Annotated in this window: 22 protein-coding genes; 1 reads left to right on the top strand and 21 read right to left on the bottom strand. The window is 54.8% G+C overall.

Annotation, left to right across the window (positions count from 1 at the left end; all coding sequences use genetic code 11):
* Positions 1-27 precede the first annotated feature (27 nt).
* The 20 genes from trbE to traM all read right to left on the bottom strand — a co-directional run bounded on the left by trbE (position 28) and on the right by traM (position 14513).
* Positions 28-216 carry a conjugal transfer protein TrbE gene (gene trbE, locus ACG1VR_RS00360; protein ID WP_025759809.1) on the bottom strand — a complete coding sequence of 63 codons (189 nt, stop codon included), beginning with the start codon at positions 214-216 and terminating at the stop codon, positions 28-30.
* 31 nt (positions 217-247) lie between these two features.
* Positions 248-2092 carry a type-F conjugative transfer system mating-pair stabilization protein TraN gene (gene traN, locus ACG1VR_RS00355; protein WP_395488825.1) on the bottom strand — a complete coding sequence of 615 codons (1845 nt, stop codon included), beginning with the start codon at positions 2090-2092 and terminating at the stop codon, positions 248-250.
* Positions 2089-2718 carry a type-F conjugative transfer system pilin assembly protein TrbC gene (gene trbC, locus ACG1VR_RS00350; RefSeq protein WP_395488824.1) on the bottom strand — a complete coding sequence of 210 codons (630 nt, stop codon included), beginning with the start codon at positions 2716-2718 and terminating at the stop codon, positions 2089-2091. The genes traN and trbC overlap by 4 nt, the downstream gene beginning before the upstream one ends.
* Before the next feature lie 16 nt (positions 2719-2734).
* Entirely contained in the window at positions 2735-3721 is a 987-nt protein-coding gene (traU, locus tag ACG1VR_RS00345; RefSeq protein WP_032637387.1) for a conjugal transfer pilus assembly protein TraU, read from the bottom strand.
* A gap of 2 nt (positions 3722-3723) precedes the next feature.
* Complete coding sequence (gene traW / locus ACG1VR_RS00340; RefSeq protein WP_008324132.1) at positions 3724-4371, bottom strand: type-F conjugative transfer system protein TraW; 648 nt, start codon at positions 4369-4371, stop codon at positions 3724-3726.
* The gene (trbI, locus tag ACG1VR_RS00335; RefSeq protein ID WP_395488823.1) at positions 4371-4718 is read right to left on the bottom strand and encodes a type-F conjugative transfer system protein TrbI; all 348 of its coding nucleotides are present in this window, start codon (positions 4716-4718) and stop codon (positions 4371-4373) included. The genes traW and trbI overlap by 1 nt, the downstream gene beginning before the upstream one ends.
* Entirely contained in the window at positions 4718-7345 is a 2628-nt protein-coding gene (traC, locus tag ACG1VR_RS00330; RefSeq protein ID WP_395488822.1) for a type IV secretion system protein TraC, read from the bottom strand. The genes trbI and traC overlap by 1 nt, the downstream gene beginning before the upstream one ends.
* A complete protein-coding gene (gene traP / locus ACG1VR_RS00325) occupies positions 7338-7904 on the bottom strand; it encodes a conjugal transfer pilus-stabilizing protein TraP (protein ID WP_395488821.1) in 567 nt (188 codons plus the stop codon). Before traP ends, traC begins: the two co-directional genes overlap by 8 nt.
* Complete coding sequence (locus ACG1VR_RS00320) at positions 7894-8298, bottom strand: hypothetical protein (RefSeq protein ID WP_395488820.1); 405 nt, start codon at positions 8296-8298, stop codon at positions 7894-7896. The genes traP and ACG1VR_RS00320 overlap by 11 nt, the downstream gene beginning before the upstream one ends.
* Positions 8282-8467: a hypothetical protein gene (locus tag ACG1VR_RS00315; protein ID WP_016674194.1), complete on the bottom strand. Its 186-nt coding sequence runs from the start codon at positions 8465-8467 to the stop codon at positions 8282-8284. The genes ACG1VR_RS00320 and ACG1VR_RS00315 overlap by 17 nt, the downstream gene beginning before the upstream one ends.
* A 3-nt stretch (positions 8468-8470) precedes the next feature.
* The gene (locus ACG1VR_RS00310; protein WP_016674195.1) at positions 8471-8695 is read right to left on the bottom strand and encodes a TraR/DksA C4-type zinc finger protein; all 225 of its coding nucleotides are present in this window, start codon (positions 8693-8695) and stop codon (positions 8471-8473) included.
* Positions 8696-8814: 119 nt separating this feature from the next.
* A complete protein-coding gene (traV, locus tag ACG1VR_RS00305; RefSeq protein ID WP_395488819.1) occupies positions 8815-9354 on the bottom strand; it encodes a type IV conjugative transfer system lipoprotein TraV in 540 nt (179 codons plus the stop codon).
* A 21-nt stretch (positions 9355-9375) separates the two neighbouring features.
* On the bottom strand, positions 9376-10770 hold the full coding sequence (gene traB, locus ACG1VR_RS00300) for an F-type conjugal transfer pilus assembly protein TraB (protein ID WP_395488818.1): 1395 nt from the start codon (positions 10768-10770) through the stop codon (positions 9376-9378).
* Positions 10757-11500 carry a type-F conjugative transfer system secretin TraK gene (gene traK / locus ACG1VR_RS00295; protein WP_011201807.1) on the bottom strand — a complete coding sequence of 248 codons (744 nt, stop codon included), beginning with the start codon at positions 11498-11500 and terminating at the stop codon, positions 10757-10759. Before traK ends, traB begins: the two co-directional genes overlap by 14 nt.
* The gene (gene traE, locus ACG1VR_RS00290; RefSeq protein WP_025759824.1) at positions 11487-12053 is read right to left on the bottom strand and encodes a type IV conjugative transfer system protein TraE; all 567 of its coding nucleotides are present in this window, start codon (positions 12051-12053) and stop codon (positions 11487-11489) included. The genes traK and traE overlap by 14 nt, the downstream gene beginning before the upstream one ends.
* Before the next feature lie 14 nt (positions 12054-12067).
* On the bottom strand, positions 12068-12373 hold the full coding sequence (traL, locus tag ACG1VR_RS00285; protein ID WP_395488817.1) for a type IV conjugative transfer system protein TraL: 306 nt from the start codon (positions 12371-12373) through the stop codon (positions 12068-12070).
* Between the two features lie 150 nt (positions 12374-12523).
* Positions 12524-12874, bottom strand: a complete 351-nt coding sequence (gene traA, locus ACG1VR_RS00280) for a type IV conjugative transfer system pilin TraA (protein WP_058610053.1) — start codon at positions 12872-12874, stop codon at positions 12524-12526.
* Between the two features lie 57 nt (positions 12875-12931).
* A complete protein-coding gene (locus ACG1VR_RS00275) occupies positions 12932-13156 on the bottom strand; it encodes a TraY domain-containing protein (RefSeq protein WP_008324165.1) in 225 nt (74 codons plus the stop codon).
* A 77-nt stretch (positions 13157-13233) separates the two neighbouring features.
* Positions 13234-13932, bottom strand: a complete 699-nt coding sequence (locus ACG1VR_RS00270) for a PAS fold family protein (protein WP_395488816.1) — start codon at positions 13930-13932, stop codon at positions 13234-13236.
* A gap of 188 nt (positions 13933-14120) precedes the next feature.
* Complete coding sequence (traM, locus tag ACG1VR_RS00265) at positions 14121-14513, bottom strand: conjugal transfer relaxosome DNA-binding protein TraM (protein ID WP_395488815.1); 393 nt, start codon at positions 14511-14513, stop codon at positions 14121-14123.
* Between the two features lie 431 nt (positions 14514-14944).
* On the opposite strand from traM, the gene ACG1VR_RS00260 reads away from it, so the two are divergent.
* The gene (locus ACG1VR_RS00260) at positions 14945-15421 is read left to right on the top strand and encodes a transglycosylase SLT domain-containing protein (protein WP_395488814.1); all 477 of its coding nucleotides are present in this window, start codon (positions 14945-14947) and stop codon (positions 15419-15421) included.
* Between the two features lie 46 nt (positions 15422-15467).
* On the opposite strand, the gene ACG1VR_RS00255 is transcribed toward ACG1VR_RS00260, so the two are convergent.
* A complete protein-coding gene (locus ACG1VR_RS00255; protein WP_395488813.1) occupies positions 15468-15998 on the bottom strand; it encodes an antirestriction protein in 531 nt (176 codons plus the stop codon).
* Positions 15999-16483 lie beyond the last annotated feature (485 nt).

Genomic DNA, 16483 nt, shown 5'->3' with positions numbered 1-16483 from the left:
AACCTTCCTTATCCCGAAGCAGGTCGGTTATCGTTTGAAAAGCGGGTTTAACAGCCACGCCAGCAGAACTCCCGCCACGAAAAGCGCAACCATCAGCGCCATAAAAAACACATCGATGCGCGATGTTTCATCAACGATATTCCCGCACCAGTAAAGCACCGGTGAGGCGACAATCAGGCTGATGATAAGGCGTCCAGTAAATCCTTTAATTTTCATGATGGAGAGTCCTGAGTGAGTGATGAGTGGCTTACTGTTTGTTCTTCAGCTGCGCGGCGATTTCCTCTCGGACGCGCTTCGTCAGGGTGTCGTTATCCGGGATTTTCTTGTTCTTTTGCAGATCGTCGAAAAAGTTCGAGAAGTCGAGCGCTTCAAAATTAATTTGCTGCAGCTCGGTCTGGGTGATGCCGCGACAGTCCGGGCTGCTGGCCTTGCCAAAGCCGACGTGAAGCTGACCGTTACGTCCCTGCTGCTGCACAATCTGGGCAAGCTTAGAGTCAAACTGACAGTAGCTGCGCTTCTTCTCCAGACAGACGCCGAGCACTTTTTTTGAACAGAACTCACCGATACTGACCGTGAGCTTATTCTCTTTGGCCTTGCCCAGCGCTTTCTCCTCGCTGCTGCACCTGGCAAGCCCGACGTCCTGGCCCCAGCCGCCGTCTTTACAGCAGTTGCTGAATCCTGCCGCAAACTTCTTGCAGAATTTCGCGCTGCCGGTAAAGGCGCGTACGTCAACGCTGTTAATGGCTGCTACGTCCTTGCCCGCAGCGGCCAGCGCGGCGAGTGCCGAAACGACAGGTGCAAAATCGTTGTTTTTACCGTTCTGCGCCCGCTCACAGTCCCCATCGAGACAGAAGGTATCGCCGCCACATATCATCACCTGGCCGGAAGTACGCGTTTCACAGGAGTACGTCGCGTATTCATGCAGGCAGCCGCTGCCGTCTTCTGCAGTGAAGGCGCAGGTGCGTGAGGCAAGCGTACAGGCCGGATTGTTCATATAGGTTTTGCAGGTGCCATTGTCAGCAGCCTGGGTCATATATGTGTCTTTGTACTTCCAGCATGCCTGGGTAACCTGGTAGGGCTTGCCCTCAACCACGACAGTCTTAGTACTGCCCGGTTCAATACACTCTGTTTTCTTGAGCGTACCTTCGCTTTTGCTAAACGGACAGGATTCACCCCATTCCACTCTGGGTATCCAGACCCGGCTTTTAACCTGCATGATTAGAGTCAGAGTAAAACGCGTTTTTCCGCTGGCCATATCGTTATAAATAATATTGTCGACCGCCCCCGTACAACTGCCGTTTCCGCTGCAGCTACTACCCTGTACGGTTTGACCTTTAGTCAGAGTCAACCCCGTTGCTCCTGTGAGGCCAATAGTGGCATTCCAGCCAAGATTGAATATGGTATTCATAAAATTAGCGCGGGAATTCCAGAGATAATTTTGTGTGGTGACATTCAGGCTGGCACTGTTCACCATACCCGCCTCAGGAGAGGTAAAACTGAAGACGATTTGCTTGCCGGATCGACTAAAATTAAATGAAGTGATGGTGTAGGTTTTAGTCTCAGTGGTTTCCTTCCAGTCACCGGTGATACTGGCTGTCCTGGTACAGGCCTGCTCAACCAGCAGGTCGCGCTCACAGGTATAGTTGGTGAACTCGCTGCGGCTGATGTTCTGCGCTTCGCACTGCGTCTGCCCCGTTTTGCCGATGATGGTATCGGCGCGGGACTGAACATCCTGGCTGGCCTTAATAAACGGCGCGTCGGGTGAAATGGGCTCCTTCGGGTTGTTAACAAACGAGTCGGTGACGGCCTTTGTGGCCTCATTAGTAGTCCAGCCCGTGGTACCGTCCGCTTTCAGCGCACCATCACCGGTCGCCGTCACGCCGCCATAGTACTTCTTCTCACCGGGTGAGGCGGTATAGTTGGGGATAGACGCTGAGGGGTTACAGTTTTTCAGGCTGCTCTCCCCCTGCCCCTGTACCTGACGGGCAAAATCAGCCCCCGCCCTGTACTGCGCGTCAGCATCAGCAAATGCATTCACGCCCGCCATCGTGGTGGCGATAGCCAGCACCGGCATCAGTATTGCTCTTTTCATCTGGCCTCTCCTTTATTAAGCAACTGTTGCGCTTCATCCCTGCACTCGCCCTTCTCCACCACCTTTTCCAGCGCCTGCTTCAGATGAAGATTGCCACGGATAACGTCATGGCCACGTTCGCAGTACACCACCAGTGAAGGCACACTGGCGATCCCGTATTCGCGAAAGCGGGTGGGATCGATGGCGACGCCGCTGGCTGAACCGTCCTGAACAAGTGCCATCACGGCGGTTGCCGTCGTTTTCATGTCGTTGTTGACCATGCCCCGCAGGGTGGCGGGAATGTCGTAGCGGCGCGCCTCGGTCAGCATGCGCTTAAGCCCCGCCTGCGGGATGGCAAAAGAGACGAAATAGAGCGCGCCGTGCGTCGGTTTATCCTGCTGGTCCTCGCGCTGGCGCTGTTTCAGCTCCCCGATAAAACGGGCGTCGTCTGCTGAAAGAGGGTTCTGGCGCACCTGCTGCTCCAGCATCTGGCGCAGCGGCGCGTTGTCCTGCCCCCTCAGCTGCTGGCTGAAAGACTCCTGCTGACGAATAAACTCGCGGTTCGCCTCATCAGCCCCTGACGCCAGCGCAGTGCAACAGTATGCTGACAGCAGCAGCGCCGCCGTCAGACCGGACAGAGTTTTCATGGAAGTTTCCTTTTTCTCAGAGGAAGACGCAGTTGCGCTTGCGCCAGAGCAGATAGCCGTAGTTTTTCTTCGTGTTCGGCGGGTTACGCCCCGTTTCCCAGCGCATGACGGTGCGGCCGAAGGGATGGCACTGCGCCGCATCCGGGAACATGTTCACCATCTGATAGCGCCAGCGCTCTTTCGGGATAATGGGAGACGGGTATTCGAAGCAGACCGCGCGGTCCGCCCCCACGCTCTCCAGTATCTGGCCCTGTCGGTGAAGCTTGAACGCCATGCGCTCACTGACCAGAACGGAAGACTGCAGGGGGCTGGACTCATTGCTCACCCAGCCGTTAAAGGGATACATCGAGCCCTGCGAGCCAGCGCACCAGAACAGCGGGTCGAGAGGCTTATTTACCGCACTGGCTATCGCGTCGGCCGCACATGCGCCCTGCGCGATGGGGTTGGCAAAAATGACCGCCTCCGGATTCAGAATGGAGGTCAGGGCGCTGTCCCCCCATGTTGGGTCGATTTCAGACAGGTATCCGATATCCAGGTCCCCGCCCTGCAGGCACCCGAGAGAGGTGATGATATTGAGCCAGTACGTCAGCGGATATTTGTACCAGTGCACATGGTAGAACGCGCCATTGACCTGTTTGTCATCTTTTTTGGCGGTGCCCATCCCCATTTTCCCGAGATTAACGGTAAATCCGCCGAGGTTCACCATGCAGCCTGGAGAACGCGCCACATCGGTCATGGCCATCGGCTCCCAGTACCCTATTGCCAGGCCGACGCGCTGAAATACCGGGGGTGGCATGGGACAAAACTGTATCGGGCTGCCGGGATTGGACGTGTCCGGTAAATCCCCGCCCGTGACTTTTGTGCTGCCGAGCGACAGGGGAAACATGCAGCGCCAGCAGATATCGGTGATCGGATTGACGAAGCGCCCTTCGCAGGCGGCGTCCGCCGCCGCCATGTGGCTGTTACCCCACAGAAGCAGCCCGAACAGAGAGACGGTCAGCATTTTCACCGGACACCTCCCGCGTCATGCTGCGCCATATCGGGCGGAATGATTTCCACCTGCAGGCGCTTTCCGCTGGGTGCCGCCGTTACCCGCGCCGGCACCTGGCTTATGCCGAACCGGGCGGTCAGCACCCCGTTCTGGTCGAAGAAAATGCGGCTGTCGAGCTTCTCCGACGTCTGCGGAATGTTGCCCTGAACCAGAATGATGCGGGTGATCAGGGTGTCAGGCTTCTGTCGCTGTACCCACGCGAGCTGCTCCGCATCGTCGCCGTTGATAAACAGCAGGGTTTCGTTAAACGGCACCACATCAAGCGGATTAAAGACCTGCCCGGCCTGAGCAAACACGTTGCCCCTGTCGTCGGCAAGCGCCTTGTCCACCCGCACGCTCGGGTCAAACCAGCGCCGCTCGTAGCGCACCGCGCGGGTTATTCCCTCAACGGCAGGCGGGCGCTGGCTGTTGCGCACCACGCGCGCCTTAAACTCCGCCATCTTTTTGTCCATCTCGCCGGACTGCGCCAGCGTCTGCAGCCGGCTTTCGATAACGGTCAGCATATCCGGCTCCGCCACCGGCCAGAGATCGCCCCACGTCCCGAGGTCAGCGGCCGTCACGCTGCCGGTCAGCAGCGTCAGGCCCAGGGCAAGGGCGCGCATCACGCCCCCTCCTTCATCCGGCGGGCCACGTCAGTCTGGATTTCACGCGTGATATCCGGCGCCCCCTGCACCACGGCAGGTGCGACAAGGATGAGGGCACGATGGCGGATCTGCCAGTCCCGGAGGCTGGCCTCCAGTGACGCGTTAAAGCGGTCTGAGAGTGCTTTTGTCTGCGCCTCGTCCAGCGAACGGCGACCGGCGCTGTCAAAGAAGGCATCCACCGTGGATTTCATGTTGAAGGCCACAACCACAGGACGGTTAAGCTGGCAGACCAGCCAGCTGACGCCTGCGTTCGCTGCCAGCGTGCCGGCAATCAGCGCGGCGTTAATGAGTACGTGTTTTTTCATTAGATGGTCTTCCCTTCATGCTCGTGAAGCCAGCGCTCCAGCGCGGCCATTTCCGGCCCGGATTTTTTCCACGCCAGCTCCCAGACGGCTTCGTGAATACTCAGCCCCTCCCGGCGTCGCTGCTGCAGAAACTCAAAGTCCGGACCGTCCGAGGAGTACATTGCCCGGCTGAGCGGATCGACGAACAGGCGATGCCAGGACGTCAGGTGCTCAACCGACAGCATAAAGCTGCTGAACCAGTTGTCCTTCGCGCTGCCGAAACCTTTAATCATGTCGCGCTGCAGCTGCGAATACTGGTCCGGGTACAGCTGGTTGTACTTGGCGAACTCTTTGGCGGACTGCTTGAGGATAATTTTGTAGGACGAGTTACCCCATGCCGCGCGGGCGGCGCTGGAGGCCGTTTCCGAGTCAAAATCGACGATGTTCTGCGTAATGGTGATGTACGAACCGGTATGGCGGCGGGCGGTTCGGTAGCCCTTCTCGATAAACGCCCCGACCTTATTATTTTTGAAGTCCAGCAGGCGCCAGCCTTCGTCTATCACGTTGAGCTTCTTCAGGCTGCGCGGCGTACGGTACATGCGGTTCTCAATGTAGAGAATGAGCGAGAACATCACCGCCACCAGAAGGGACGGCCTGTCCTCCAGCCCGCCGAGTTCAAGCACCACCATCCGGGCCTCGTCCTTCAGGGACGGCTCGTCGGAGTTGAAGTAGCTGCCGTACACCCCGTCACGGGTGTACTGGGTCAGCAGCACCACCATCTCATCGAGGCGGCTGCGGATGGTCGGCGATCCGCTGTATTCTTCGCTGTCGCGGGCCATCATCAGGTAGTCCACCACGTCGTCAATGCGCGCCTGGTTTTTCTTCGTAAGCCAGGTGGCCTTCACCGCCTTGAGCAGCAGACCTTCGTGCACCTCGTCCAGGTTGCCGTTGGGGCTGGCCATCACGGACAGCTGGTCCCGCAGGCGTTCGGCCATCTCATCGATGGTATCGTCGGTGACGTTAGCGAACGGGTTAAACTTCAGCGTCTCGCCGTCGAGGTAGACACCGCCCATGTTCTCACAAAGTGACTTGTAGCCGTCGCCCATGTCGAACACCACGGCGAAGCCGCCGGAGTCGATGACGCTGCGTATCAGGGGCTGGATAAGCCCGGTTTTCCCCGCGCCGGAGGTGCCACAGACCGCCATATTGAAGTTGGTGTTGCCCATGCCGCGGCTGAACAGGTCGATAAATGCCAGCTGGTTGCGGTAGGTCGGTGCCAGCAGGCCGGAAGTGGCAAGCGGGCTGTCCGCCACCACCGGCATCAGATTGGCGACATTAAAGCTCTCGGCGCGCTGCACCACGCCGGACTCGCGCAGCTGCTTAAAGAGGCCGCCGCCCGCCATAAACGGCAGGTTCACGAGAAAATTGCGCATATGGTTAAAGCGCGGGGAAATCAGCTCGAAGCCATTTTTACGGAAGCTGTTCAGCACGTCCTGCTCGACCTTCAGCGCGGTTTCCTGGTCATCGCGGCAGAAGAGGGTCACGTTCAGAAAATAGCTCACCAGCGAGGACTGCCCGGACGACAGGCGCTGGCGCAGATCGCCCCACTCTTTCGCCTCCTGCGCCACGCCCGGGAAGAACTTGGCGTAGCTGGTCTTGGACTTCTTCTCAAGATCCATGAACTTCAGGTTGGCCTCGTTCTGCGCCTTTACCTGGTCTTCCACGCTGAGAACCAGCGTCAGGATAAACGGGCACGAAACGGACAGTTCCGGGTTTAGAAGGTTGCTGTAGTTGTCGGCCATATTCCAGAGGAAGGCCAGCTCCGGATTTTTAGTCAGCTGGAAGTTCATGATGCGCGCGGTGCTGTTGCAACCGTTACCGCGCAGCCCCAGCGTCATGTAGTCGGCCTTCACCTTCAGGTCAAAGGTATCGTCCACGCACTGGTAGTTCAGATCCTTGAGCGGGTCCAGTTCCCGTTCGGTGGGATACAGCGCATCCGGGTTATGGTTAATCATTTCGCCCGCAATGCGGATAAAGGCATCCGCGTCCACGCTGCGGGTGGCTATCTGCGCCCCCTGCAGCGAAGCGCGGATGATTTTCACCTGGTTCTCCATCTCCATTACGCTGGCCTTGCTCCCGCGCTTGCGGGGGACGCAGCAGGAGATGTACACCCGGTAGTTACGCAGGGTCAGCGGCAGGTTGAGGTGATCGGGTAGCGGGAACCCTTCTTCTGCGGCCCTGAGATAGTAGGCGCGGGTGATGGCGTTGAACGTATCGGCCTTTTCCCCCGTCCATGAGAGCTCGCGCAGGCCATACTCGATATCCTGACCCACCAGATGGCTGGACACCAGGTGAACGGCCACCGGCACCTCGCGGGGCAGCTTGGTGCGCATCAGGTTTTCCAGCGACGACACGATAGTTTCGTTGGCGCCGTTGATGGGCTGCGCCTCGAGCATAAAGCCCATCGTCTTCTCGTTCATGAAGAGGCCGGTTTCCGCATCGTAGTCGCGGTACGGCAGCACGCGGCTGAACTGCGGGAAGCGCATCTGCCCGAGGACATCGTTCGCCTCAGAGGACGCATCGGGCATCTTCAGGGCCGTCAACAGCGAGTTGACCGTGCGGGTGACGGTATCCAGTGGATTACTCACGGTTATCCTCCTTTTTATTGTCGGCCGTTTTTACCGTTTCCGTCGCAGGGGCCGGGCGGCTGGCAGGGATACCGTAGCGAAAACGCGCTGAGCGCATCTGACCGTACAGGCAGAAATACGGACGGCATCCCATAAGCAGCGCCGCCCCTGAAAACACAATGGCCATCACAATCCACAGCAACTTAAACGCACTCAGCGCTCCGTCAACATGACCGGCATATCCTTTAGCATCGGTGACGACGCTGCCCCGGTCATGGCAGACGGCTGAGGGAGCGTCATGCAGAGTGAGGCCGGAGGACTTGCCCTGCGGGGCTGGAGGTATAAAGGGGTCTAAAGGTTCATCGCGGCAGGCCGCAATACGAAACTCGCCACTGCTGACGTTATGCGTGACGGCCATAATTTCCTGCGCCATCGCCTCTCCGGGCGTGGTGTTCTCCATCCACAAAAGCATGGCAACCAGCAGCATCAGCGTGGCGGCAGGCCAGATAATCAGATAGTGAAAAGCCCAAGCAAGCCATCGAAGGCAATACAGCAGGACGGACAGAAGCTTAAGCATCATTCCCGTTACCTCCGGGATTCAGCGGAAACCAGACGCTGCAGTTGTGTCTGATAGCCTCCGCCAGCCTCTCCCCGTCCTCTCCGCTGTACAGCGCTTTAATCCGGCTGACGTCAGACTTCGCCAGGAAAAACCGGGTCATCTGCTGTTTTGTTACGCTCATACCTGAGCCTGCTCTACCCAGGAACAGACAGTGCCCACGCTGGCGTTGCATTATGTGTTGAGAAATCCCAGCCTTCCCGTCGAGGGCGGGAGCGCTCTGCTGAGACGCTGAAAGCCAGAAGTCACGCTCTACAGCATTAACACAGATGACACGCATCCCCTGCGCCTCGCAGCAGGCCGTAATATCGTTAAGGTGACGGGTTTTCCCCTGACCACCGTTATCCCTGGTTGTCATGATGTTCGTCTCCTGGTTTTTTGCCATCGTTCTGAATGTCTTTGCGTAATTCACGCCAGTCGCGGAGTTGTCGTTCTGATAAAAAGGTCCGCATAACATCAACGCTGATGGCTGTCTTACCGCTACCGGTTTTCCCCACGACCATCACATTGGTTTTTCTTCTTCCCATCGGTCACCTCAGATACTGTTTTTGTCGTATTTCCAGAACCCGCTGGCATTCCGTACAGGTACGTACGCCCGGGATGGCCTGCTGCCGCCTGAGGGGGATGCGATTGCCACAGCATTCGCACCGTTTACGGCTTTTGCCCTCCAGGCAGGACCGCTGCCTCGCGGCCTGTATATGAAGCTGGTTCAGCAATTCGTCCTGCTCCTGCAGGAGATCGAGTTCGTCTGCCATCAACGCTCCCTGCTCACACTGTCCGGGCACGCTACCGCCCATCCCTTTTCACGTTTCAGGGCACGCGTGATAACGACAGATTGTTAAAATGGGTGCCACACGCGGTGGCGGTTCAGGTTTCAGTTAACGCGCGGGGTTCCCCACGCTGAGGGTTTCACAACAAAAAACACCCGCGTCGGCTGGTGATAAACGTCCTGCGTATCGATATAGGGCGCGATCCACAGCCCGGCCGTCTTTTCACCGACGCGAAGCGGCCTCGGGTCCACGATGGACTCGCGCCCTGGCGGCGGCGCAATAACCGGCGTGATCGTGGAGAGCGGCGCCCGTGAGGCTGAGTACGGCTGCGGGCGGGGGAGAGTCGGCGTACCCGTCAGCGGTGTATTTCTGGATGCGACGGCATGCACCGGTTCAGCCGGCAGCGTCAGGGGCTGCACGGACCGGGTCCGGAAATTTCCCTCAGCCAGGCGTGGCAGCGATGTCGCACCCGGCTTTACCGTGCTGGCCTCCTCCAGTCGTTTAGCTTTCTCATTGGCCTGCTCGATGGTCATGCAGGTATCGGATGTCGTCGCGTTACACTCAAAATCGCTCGTTGTACCGGCACATCCCGACAGCGTCAGGAGACTGGCCAGCGTGAGCGCAACAGGCACTGTCTTGTTCATTTGCGGTTCCTTTACGTGGGGTTACTGTGAGTCGGCCTTCGGCATAAACTGGCTCTGGTTAAGCCTGCCCAGCTGGTTGAGCATCTGGTCGGTACTGAACCCGTTCATGCCGCCCTGCGGGACTGACGGCGGCGGAACCGGACTGCGTTCATCGCTCTCCGCTTTGCGTCTGTCATTATCGAGCGCCAGCTCTTCAATGGTTTTCAGCTGAAAACCGTCCTGAAAGACAACGGTCACTTCGTTACCCGCCCCAATCGGGATGACGGGGTGGTACTGCTCTGCGCGTTTGATGTAGTAGTCGCTGAGGGTCTGAGCGGCTTTGGAGACACCTCCGCCAATCCCCATCTTCATCACGTCACCCGCGCCGAGGGATGCCGTGGCGCCGAGTCCGACCGAAGGCTGGGACGCGGTCTGCACGCCCTGACCGATGCCGTCAACAAAACCCGCGCCCCATGCCCAGCCGAGGATTTTGCCGTTTCGCATCACCACCTCACCCTTGATGCCGTTTTTACCCCGGAAGCTCACGTGTCCGGCAATGGGCTGGTCGATAGTGACGCCGTGCTTCAGGCAGCTGATGTTGCGGGTGCGTACGATGGCGCGCTCGCTGGACACGTCGCCCCAGGCCTCAAGACCGATAAAGCAGCCGGTGAGGTCGTAGCTTTTGCTGTTGGGCATTTCCACGCTGCCGGTAATGCGCAGCTGCATCGGCACCGTGGACTCGTTACCGGTTACGGAGGCGTTGGCGTCAGCCCCCTCAATCAGCATTGATTTGGCGAAGCTGCCCGACGGGATGTACGGCAGGGACGGACCTTTGCTCTCGTCGCTGCGGGCAAAAGACTGACGGCGCAGCTGGTTGGGCACGGGGATGGGCTGGTACTGTACCTGTGACGGCGGCGTTACGCCGTTACCAGGATAGAACGCGGTCGGCGGCGGGACGGCCCCCGTCTGCGGCGGGAAACCGGTCGGCTGCGGCTCACCTTCAGGCCCCGGCGCAGGCACTGGCGGCTGCGGGGCCGGCTCACCCGATGCGGTGACGGGTTTCACCCCCAGCGCGCTGACCTGAGCGGAAAGCGCCGCATTATCCTGGCTGAGTTTGTCAATCTGGTGCTGGTAGCCTGCCTGCCCCTTGCTGAGCAGCTCAAGCTCGCGGCGCATTTCGGCATACTGCTTCTGCATTTCGGAGGCGGTAGCCTGCATCTCGGTCGTGGCATGCTGCTGCACCTTCTGATCAAAGGTACTGTCCACCACCCCGGTCATATCGGGTGCAGGCTCGCCGGCGGCTGCCGCATCGCTGCTGCCCTCGTAGCGTGCATCCGCCAGATACCAGCCGCCGCCACCCACCACGCCCACGGTCGCCAGCACGATACCCAGCCAGATAAACTGCTTGCGCTTCACCACTGAATTAATGCTGGCCATCAGCCGCACCTCCGCTGCTGATAATGAAGACCTGCAGGGCACCACCCGCCATCAGCTGACGCGAGGCTTCACCGAACAGCACGCCGCGAATGCCGCTCTGCCAGAAGTCGCTTTCCGCGATATTGCGGGCCATCCCGGTATTGTTGGTGACGCGATAGCGCACCACCTTAAGGTGATTACCCACCCAGACGCGCTCGGGGACTGCTGATAGTCCGGCGGGCGCGTTGAGGGCTTCATGCGTGACGGGAATGGCCTGCCAGCCGGATGGAAGCTGCCCGCCCAGCAGATGCTGGCTCAGGGAAACCAGCGTGGCCTCGTAAGGGGAGGACTCTTCCCAGGTGCGCGCCGCTTCGCCCGTGCCGGACAGCTCGCTGACCAGCTGGATGGTTCGCCCAGCGCCCGCTCGCGGCACAGCCTGTACCGAGAAGTTGAGGCCGCGTTCGGTTTCCAGAATGAACGTAAAGGGCTTTTTGTTGAGGGTGCTGACAATCACACCGCCGCTTGCCGTCTGTTCCTGACGCGTCAGCTCACCGTCGAGGCTGGTCAGGGCCGTCACGCGGTCACCTGCGACCGTAAAAAGGTTCGGGTCGGTGTTGCTGACCGCGATGCTGGCCTGTCCGCCGTTCGTCAGCGGAACAATCGTGGCAGAGAGCGCAGCGGGTGCGGCGACCGTCTGACCGGAAGCGAGCATCAGCAACGCCAGCAGCGCACGGCGACTATTTTTGTTCATCGGTGATTTCTCCGAAGTGACTGAGCCAGCTGATGCCGTCCTCGCGCTCGAACTTGAGAACGTACTGTTTCAGCTCGGGATACGGTTTCGAGTCGCCTATCCAGGTCTTCAGCTGACCGCGCACGTCCACGCGGCTGCTTGCCGGATATACCTTCACGCTGGTCATATAGAAAGACGAGTTGACGTTGTTGTCCTTAATGCGCTTCGCATCCTCGGCAAGCCTGATTTTCAGCTCGTTCTGCGCTGCGGGTTTGACATAGGCCAGCAGCTGCTCATGAGAGGCATCAACGGTCTCCGGGGTGACATTCAGGCGAAGGGCGATAAGCGACAGGGCCATCTGCTGCAGGTAGGAGGCATCCGCCTGGTTCTGCGACACGGCAAACGGCGCGTTGAAAAGCATTGGCGTGACGATAGACTTCTGCTCATTCTGAAGGCGGTAGTTGTTGACGGCCTGAATAACATTGGTGGTGATGCTTCCCAGAATAACCACCCCCATGGCAATAAAGCCGATGGCAATAACCCGCTGTGTACTTAATCGTGCTCCGTGTTCCATCTGATTATTCCTGTCTATTTAATCCACTGGCGGTAGCATGAGTCGGGTACATCATGAAAAATCCCCCTCAGCATTGAGGTCGGCATATACCAGTAGACCAGGTCCCGCAGCCATGAACTGCCCCGCCCTTTCTTGAGCTTTTTAATTCCGAGATAGGCCAGTACGGCAGCGATAATTCCGGGAATATAATGCTGGGTCCAGAATCCCCACCCCAGGCAGACAATGGCCGGAATAAGCTCATCCACAGGAAGGCCAAACCAGCGACTCTGATTCGTCAGGGTTTCGGGAAAGCGATATTTTTTGAGAGATTCATCTGCCATATATGTTCCGTCTCCGGTACAGCTGGCAGTATGGAAATACCTGCCAGCCGGATTACAGGCAAAGCCATCCCGTGAATGCTCGTGAAGGGCATTCAGAATTAAACCGGAATTTAATAGTCGGAAGTGGCTCTGAACGGCTGTCGCTGGATATCAGTATCCTGCGACAGACATACCTACCGTGACGAATACGGACAGGATCGCAAAGCCCGCCAGGAACTTGAGGTTCTTGGTCGTCATATACATCACGGCGCCCACCAGAACTTCAGCAAGAATAACCCACTTAACCACGCTGGAATCTTTACCAAATGTTCCTTTAACGGTTGCATCGCCGCTGGACATCAGATCTTTACCCGCAGTCGAGGCAAGAACCGTTTCAGGGAAAAACGCAGCAAGGGCTGCGACAGGCAGGGCAAACTTCAGCGCTTTGAGTAACGCGACTTTGCTGAATTTTTTCTTGGCAGGGGTCGCGGGTACAGCGTTAATAACAGACACATCAGTCATATTCATTAATCCTTTAATTACACCGGATAGATTTGTTGAAATAAAAATCCTAAAAAACTAGTTTTGTGACTTGGGTTCAAGATTGTTTGGGATCACCTCCGCCATTTCAGAGTTATAGAAATCAGGGAATTTTTCCAGGTGGTCACGTAACCGAATCAGTGCTTCAGCTGATTTAGAACGACCACTTCTGTCCTTCGCCTTTAAAATAAGAAGATCGGTTTGTGGGTCAAGGTAGATCGACATAGTTACCGTTGGGCCACGAAGCCTGTGACGTCTAATCATGTTTTCCCTCTCAACATATTCCTGCGTCAGGATAGTGACACGTGGAATACAATTTATTCAATACCGAGATTTCTACACTATTTTATTAACGAAGATTTAACATTAAGTACCTTGAGTACTACTGACGTCATTCTTATATAAACACCATTCTTCAGGCAAAAGAATCTGAAGTCATCATAATCAGGGAAATGCTTTCTAATTTCTTTTTTAACACTAGCAAGCCTATTAGTAATCGCAGATTCAGAAACCCCAAGGCACCTCGACATAGTATGAAGCTGAAACCCGAGAACAGAAAAACATAACGTAATCATTTTTTTCGTTGTCATTTCAGAAAGAAATATGTCCACATCAAAGCCGTCATTCAGTACCTTAGTGTTTACCTTGAATAAAGCCTGGTAATCTGGAAAATAATTTATAAGCCATACAGCATAAAGATCCCCATCAATTAAACGTATTTCGACTCTCAATTGATAAAACTCACCGTTAAAGTTAAATGTACGACATAGTGCTGTTTCAGGTCCCATAACAAATGCCTCTAATTCAATAGAGGATAGTTCGAGTTCAATCTCGTCAGAATCGAAGCTTATACCTGAAAATGATTTCGAAAGTGGATGGAAGAGATCGGAAAAAGCATCATTTTTATAAATTACTTTTCTGGATTGATCACGAATACAAAAAGGTAGTGATGAGGAATTATAAAGGCCATCAAAATGACTTAGAACATCATCTAATGATTGACTTGATTGGGAGAGATCTCTAGGATCGCGCGGGTGCATTGAAGCCTCCTCTGAAGGTTTCTGTGTATAGTCGGTACACTCGGGGTAGTAGCCCGGTGTACCGGCGACCCGCCAAATTGAATGGCGGGCATCAAATTTTACTTATGTCTGCATAAAATATATCAATTACTGACGACAAAGTCACTCAAAAACAGCAGATCTAAATCTTATTTATCAAACATTTTCAGCTAATTACCTTGAGACTCTTCCTCCTGTGGGAAGAATTTTTCAACAATCTGTTGCACATCTTCACGTATACACGTAACCATATCCCTGAAATCAAATTTTTCATTTCCTGCGAGATGCGGACTCAGCGACTCCATCGCCAGGAGCTTGCTGACAATAAATTGAGTTTTCATTACATTTTCAAGGATAGTTTTATTATAGAGCGCCTGATTAAAGGAAGACTCTTTTCTTTCCATTTGCGCTTCATAGACCCGAAGACCAAGTTCGACCAGCATTGATGCAATGCTCGAAAAACTTACATCTTTATCTCTCGCTCCTTCAGCGCGACGTTTTTCAGCGATTACTCTTATTTTCTCTGACACTTCATCGCTTACATAGACCTGAACTCTGGCCATAATTTTCTCCTTATTTATATTTCCAAAACTTCTGTACATCAGAATATTTTGAAAAGCTAAAAATGCACGACTCGGCACAGACTCTCAGCCAGAAGACAGACGACTTGCATGCCGACACACACTGTAAAAATTCACGACTCGAATATAGATTCGCCGTAGTCATAACTCAATGGATTTATTAAAAATAGTCACAAATAACTCTGAGTAGAGTTTTTACCGAGTCGAATAGAACTCACTACCGAGTCGTTTACACACATTAAAATAAATTATTTCACATTACTTTTTCTCTAACTGCATGATTTAAATAGCCAATCAGCAAAATTTTAATTTTGCGTGGGGTGTGGTGCTTTTGGTGGCGAGGAGTGCATATTAGTTGAGTCTGGGCATGGGATGGGTTAACGTATTTCCGGCATGGTGCCCGGAGGGAAGAAATGAAACGGATTGCTCTTACGTTTTTAACGTTGGCTTTTTCTGGAATGTTGAACGCTGCTGATTGTTTTGATCTGGCAGGAAGGGATTATCATATAGATCCAGATCTGCTTCGGGCAATATCCTGGAATGAATCGAACTTCCGCACAGACGTTAAAGGCTACAATCCTGTTTCGGGTTTTGGCTCCGGACTTATGCAGGTGGACTCCCAGCACTTTAACGAACTGGCTCGTTATGGAATAAAACCTGAGCACCTTACTTCCGATCCGTGTATGAATATCTACACCGGGGCTTACTATCTTGCAATTGCATTCAAAAAGTGGGGAGTCAGCTGGCAGGCCGTAGGGGCATATAATGCAGGTTTCCGGAAAACAGAAGAACAGGCGCAGAGAAGATATGTCTATGCCAGAAAAATCGAGGCAACATATCGGGCGATAAAGAAGAATAAAAATGCAGCGCAGACTTTTCCAAAACAGTAAAAAGACCTCAACAGGAGGTCTTTTTATTCATCCAGTATTTATGTCGTCAATCAATAGCCCGATAAATTAAATATTCTTCAGGGTGTTTTATGATACTGATATAGTCTTTCAGTGCATTCTGACGAGCGACGAGGTGTTTACAGACTTTCGAATATTCAGGCCCCATATCTGCAACCTGCCAGGACAACCAGTTCATGATCATCAGGGTCGCAATAATTCCGGCAGCATCGGCACTGACCTCTGCTTCAAAGTAATTACCGGGAATAACCATGTTATAGCGCTGTTCACCTTCCGGTGCGATATATCCGGTTTGCGTCGTGGTGAATCTGACACAGTTCGGAGCAACGTTTCCTCCGGTGCCCTGCGGAATAATCCAGTAATTCCAGAAACCGCCATCATAATCTGAATGCTGACGTAACCAGCTGGCAATCATATTATCAGCAGAAGGCGTAAAAAAGAGCGCAGGAATAAAATCAAGACGTTCATCGCCATCTGTAACACAATAGCGCTGGCGTTCATCGATTTTAAATTGTTCGGCTGATTCACGAGTGGCGGTTTTGACGTTTAATGTGTGCATTCTAATTTTCTCCTCATTGGGTTATTACATCGTTCGACTTCATCACTGAGCGGCGAAGGGCAATGAGCAGCTGACAGAAAGGAAATAAAGGGGCGCGCAGCGTTTATATACCCCTTTATTTCCTTTCTGTCTGATGCTAAAAACAGCCCTCCGCGAACTGATGAAATCGGGCGATAGTCACACCAGGAGAATGCACACATCCCGTAACGGAAAATCGGCGTAAGACGAATTACCGTTACGGGCTTCAGAGTGGAGGTAATTTATTACCGCCACGGTGAAAGCGGCGCATCCATTCTGGATGCAGCAAGCGTGAATTTGAATTTGCGTCAGGATGGACGCCCGAAGGGCGGAGACGGTTTACCGGCTCCGTTCACGACAGCCGTGTCCCTTCAGGGACGACGCCCGGAAAAGAAAGGATAATATCCATATCAGCGGCAGAATAATAAAGACCATCGCCAGCAGGAGAATGAAGAATAGTAATCAGC

The organism is Cedecea davisae (assembly GCF_044095835.1).
In the GTDB taxonomy this organism is placed as follows: Bacteria; Pseudomonadota; Gammaproteobacteria; order Enterobacterales; family Enterobacteriaceae; genus Cedecea; species Cedecea davisae.
Note: the sequence above shows the minus strand (reverse complement) of the source record. Positions and strands in the feature narration are given on the sequence as shown.

Bases quoted from the DNA above. Each gene is read 5' to 3' on its own strand.
- trbE (WP_025759809.1), bottom strand. From the start codon at position 216: ATGAAAATTAAAGGATTTACTGGACGCCTTATCATCAGCCTGATTGTC.
- traN (WP_395488825.1), bottom strand. From the start codon at position 2,092: ATGAAAAGAGCAATACTGATGCCGGTGCTGGCTATCGCCACCACGATG.
- trbC (WP_395488824.1), bottom strand. From the start codon at position 2,718: ATGAAAACTCTGTCCGGTCTGACGGCGGCGCTGCTGCTGTCAGCATAC.
- traU (WP_032637387.1), bottom strand. From the start codon at position 3,721: ATGCTGACCGTCTCTCTGTTCGGGCTGCTTCTGTGGGGTAACAGCCAC.
- traW (WP_008324132.1), bottom strand. From the start codon at position 4,371: ATGCGCGCCCTTGCCCTGGGCCTGACGCTGCTGACCGGCAGCGTGACG.
- trbI (WP_395488823.1), bottom strand. From the start codon at position 4,718: ATGAAAAAACACGTACTCATTAACGCCGCGCTGATTGCCGGCACGCTG.
- traP (WP_395488821.1), bottom strand. From the start codon at position 7,904: ATGATGCTTAAGCTTCTGTCCGTCCTGCTGTATTGCCTTCGATGGCTT.
- ACG1VR_RS00320 (WP_395488820.1), bottom strand. From the start codon at position 8,298: ATGACAACCAGGGATAACGGTGGTCAGGGGAAAACCCGTCACCTTAAC.
- ACG1VR_RS00315 (WP_016674194.1), bottom strand. From the start codon at position 8,467: ATGGGAAGAAGAAAAACCAATGTGATGGTCGTGGGGAAAACCGGTAGC.
- ACG1VR_RS00310 (WP_016674195.1), bottom strand. From the start codon at position 8,695: ATGGCAGACGAACTCGATCTCCTGCAGGAGCAGGACGAATTGCTGAAC.
- traV (WP_395488819.1), bottom strand. From the start codon at position 9,354: ATGAACAAGACAGTGCCTGTTGCGCTCACGCTGGCCAGTCTCCTGACG.
- traB (WP_395488818.1), bottom strand. From the start codon at position 10,770: ATGGCCAGCATTAATTCAGTGGTGAAGCGCAAGCAGTTTATCTGGCTG.
- traK (WP_011201807.1), bottom strand. From the start codon at position 11,500: ATGAACAAAAATAGTCGCCGTGCGCTGCTGGCGTTGCTGATGCTCGCT.
- traE (WP_025759824.1), bottom strand. From the start codon at position 12,053: ATGGAACACGGAGCACGATTAAGTACACAGCGGGTTATTGCCATCGGC.
- traL (WP_395488817.1), bottom strand. From the start codon at position 12,373: ATGGCAGATGAATCTCTCAAAAAATATCGCTTTCCCGAAACCCTGACG.
- traA (WP_058610053.1), bottom strand. From the start codon at position 12,874: ATGACTGATGTGTCTGTTATTAACGCTGTACCCGCGACCCCTGCCAAG.
- ACG1VR_RS00275 (WP_008324165.1), bottom strand. From the start codon at position 13,156: ATGATTAGACGTCACAGGCTTCGTGGCCCAACGGTAACTATGTCGATC.
- ACG1VR_RS00270 (WP_395488816.1), bottom strand. From the start codon at position 13,932: ATGCACCCGCGCGATCCTAGAGATCTCTCCCAATCAAGTCAATCATTA.
- traM (WP_395488815.1), bottom strand. From the start codon at position 14,513: ATGGCCAGAGTTCAGGTCTATGTAAGCGATGAAGTGTCAGAGAAAATA.
- ACG1VR_RS00260 (WP_395488814.1), top strand. From the start codon at position 14,945: ATGAAACGGATTGCTCTTACGTTTTTAACGTTGGCTTTTTCTGGAATG.
- ACG1VR_RS00255 (WP_395488813.1), bottom strand. From the start codon at position 15,998: ATGCACACATTAAACGTCAAAACCGCCACTCGTGAATCAGCCGAACAA.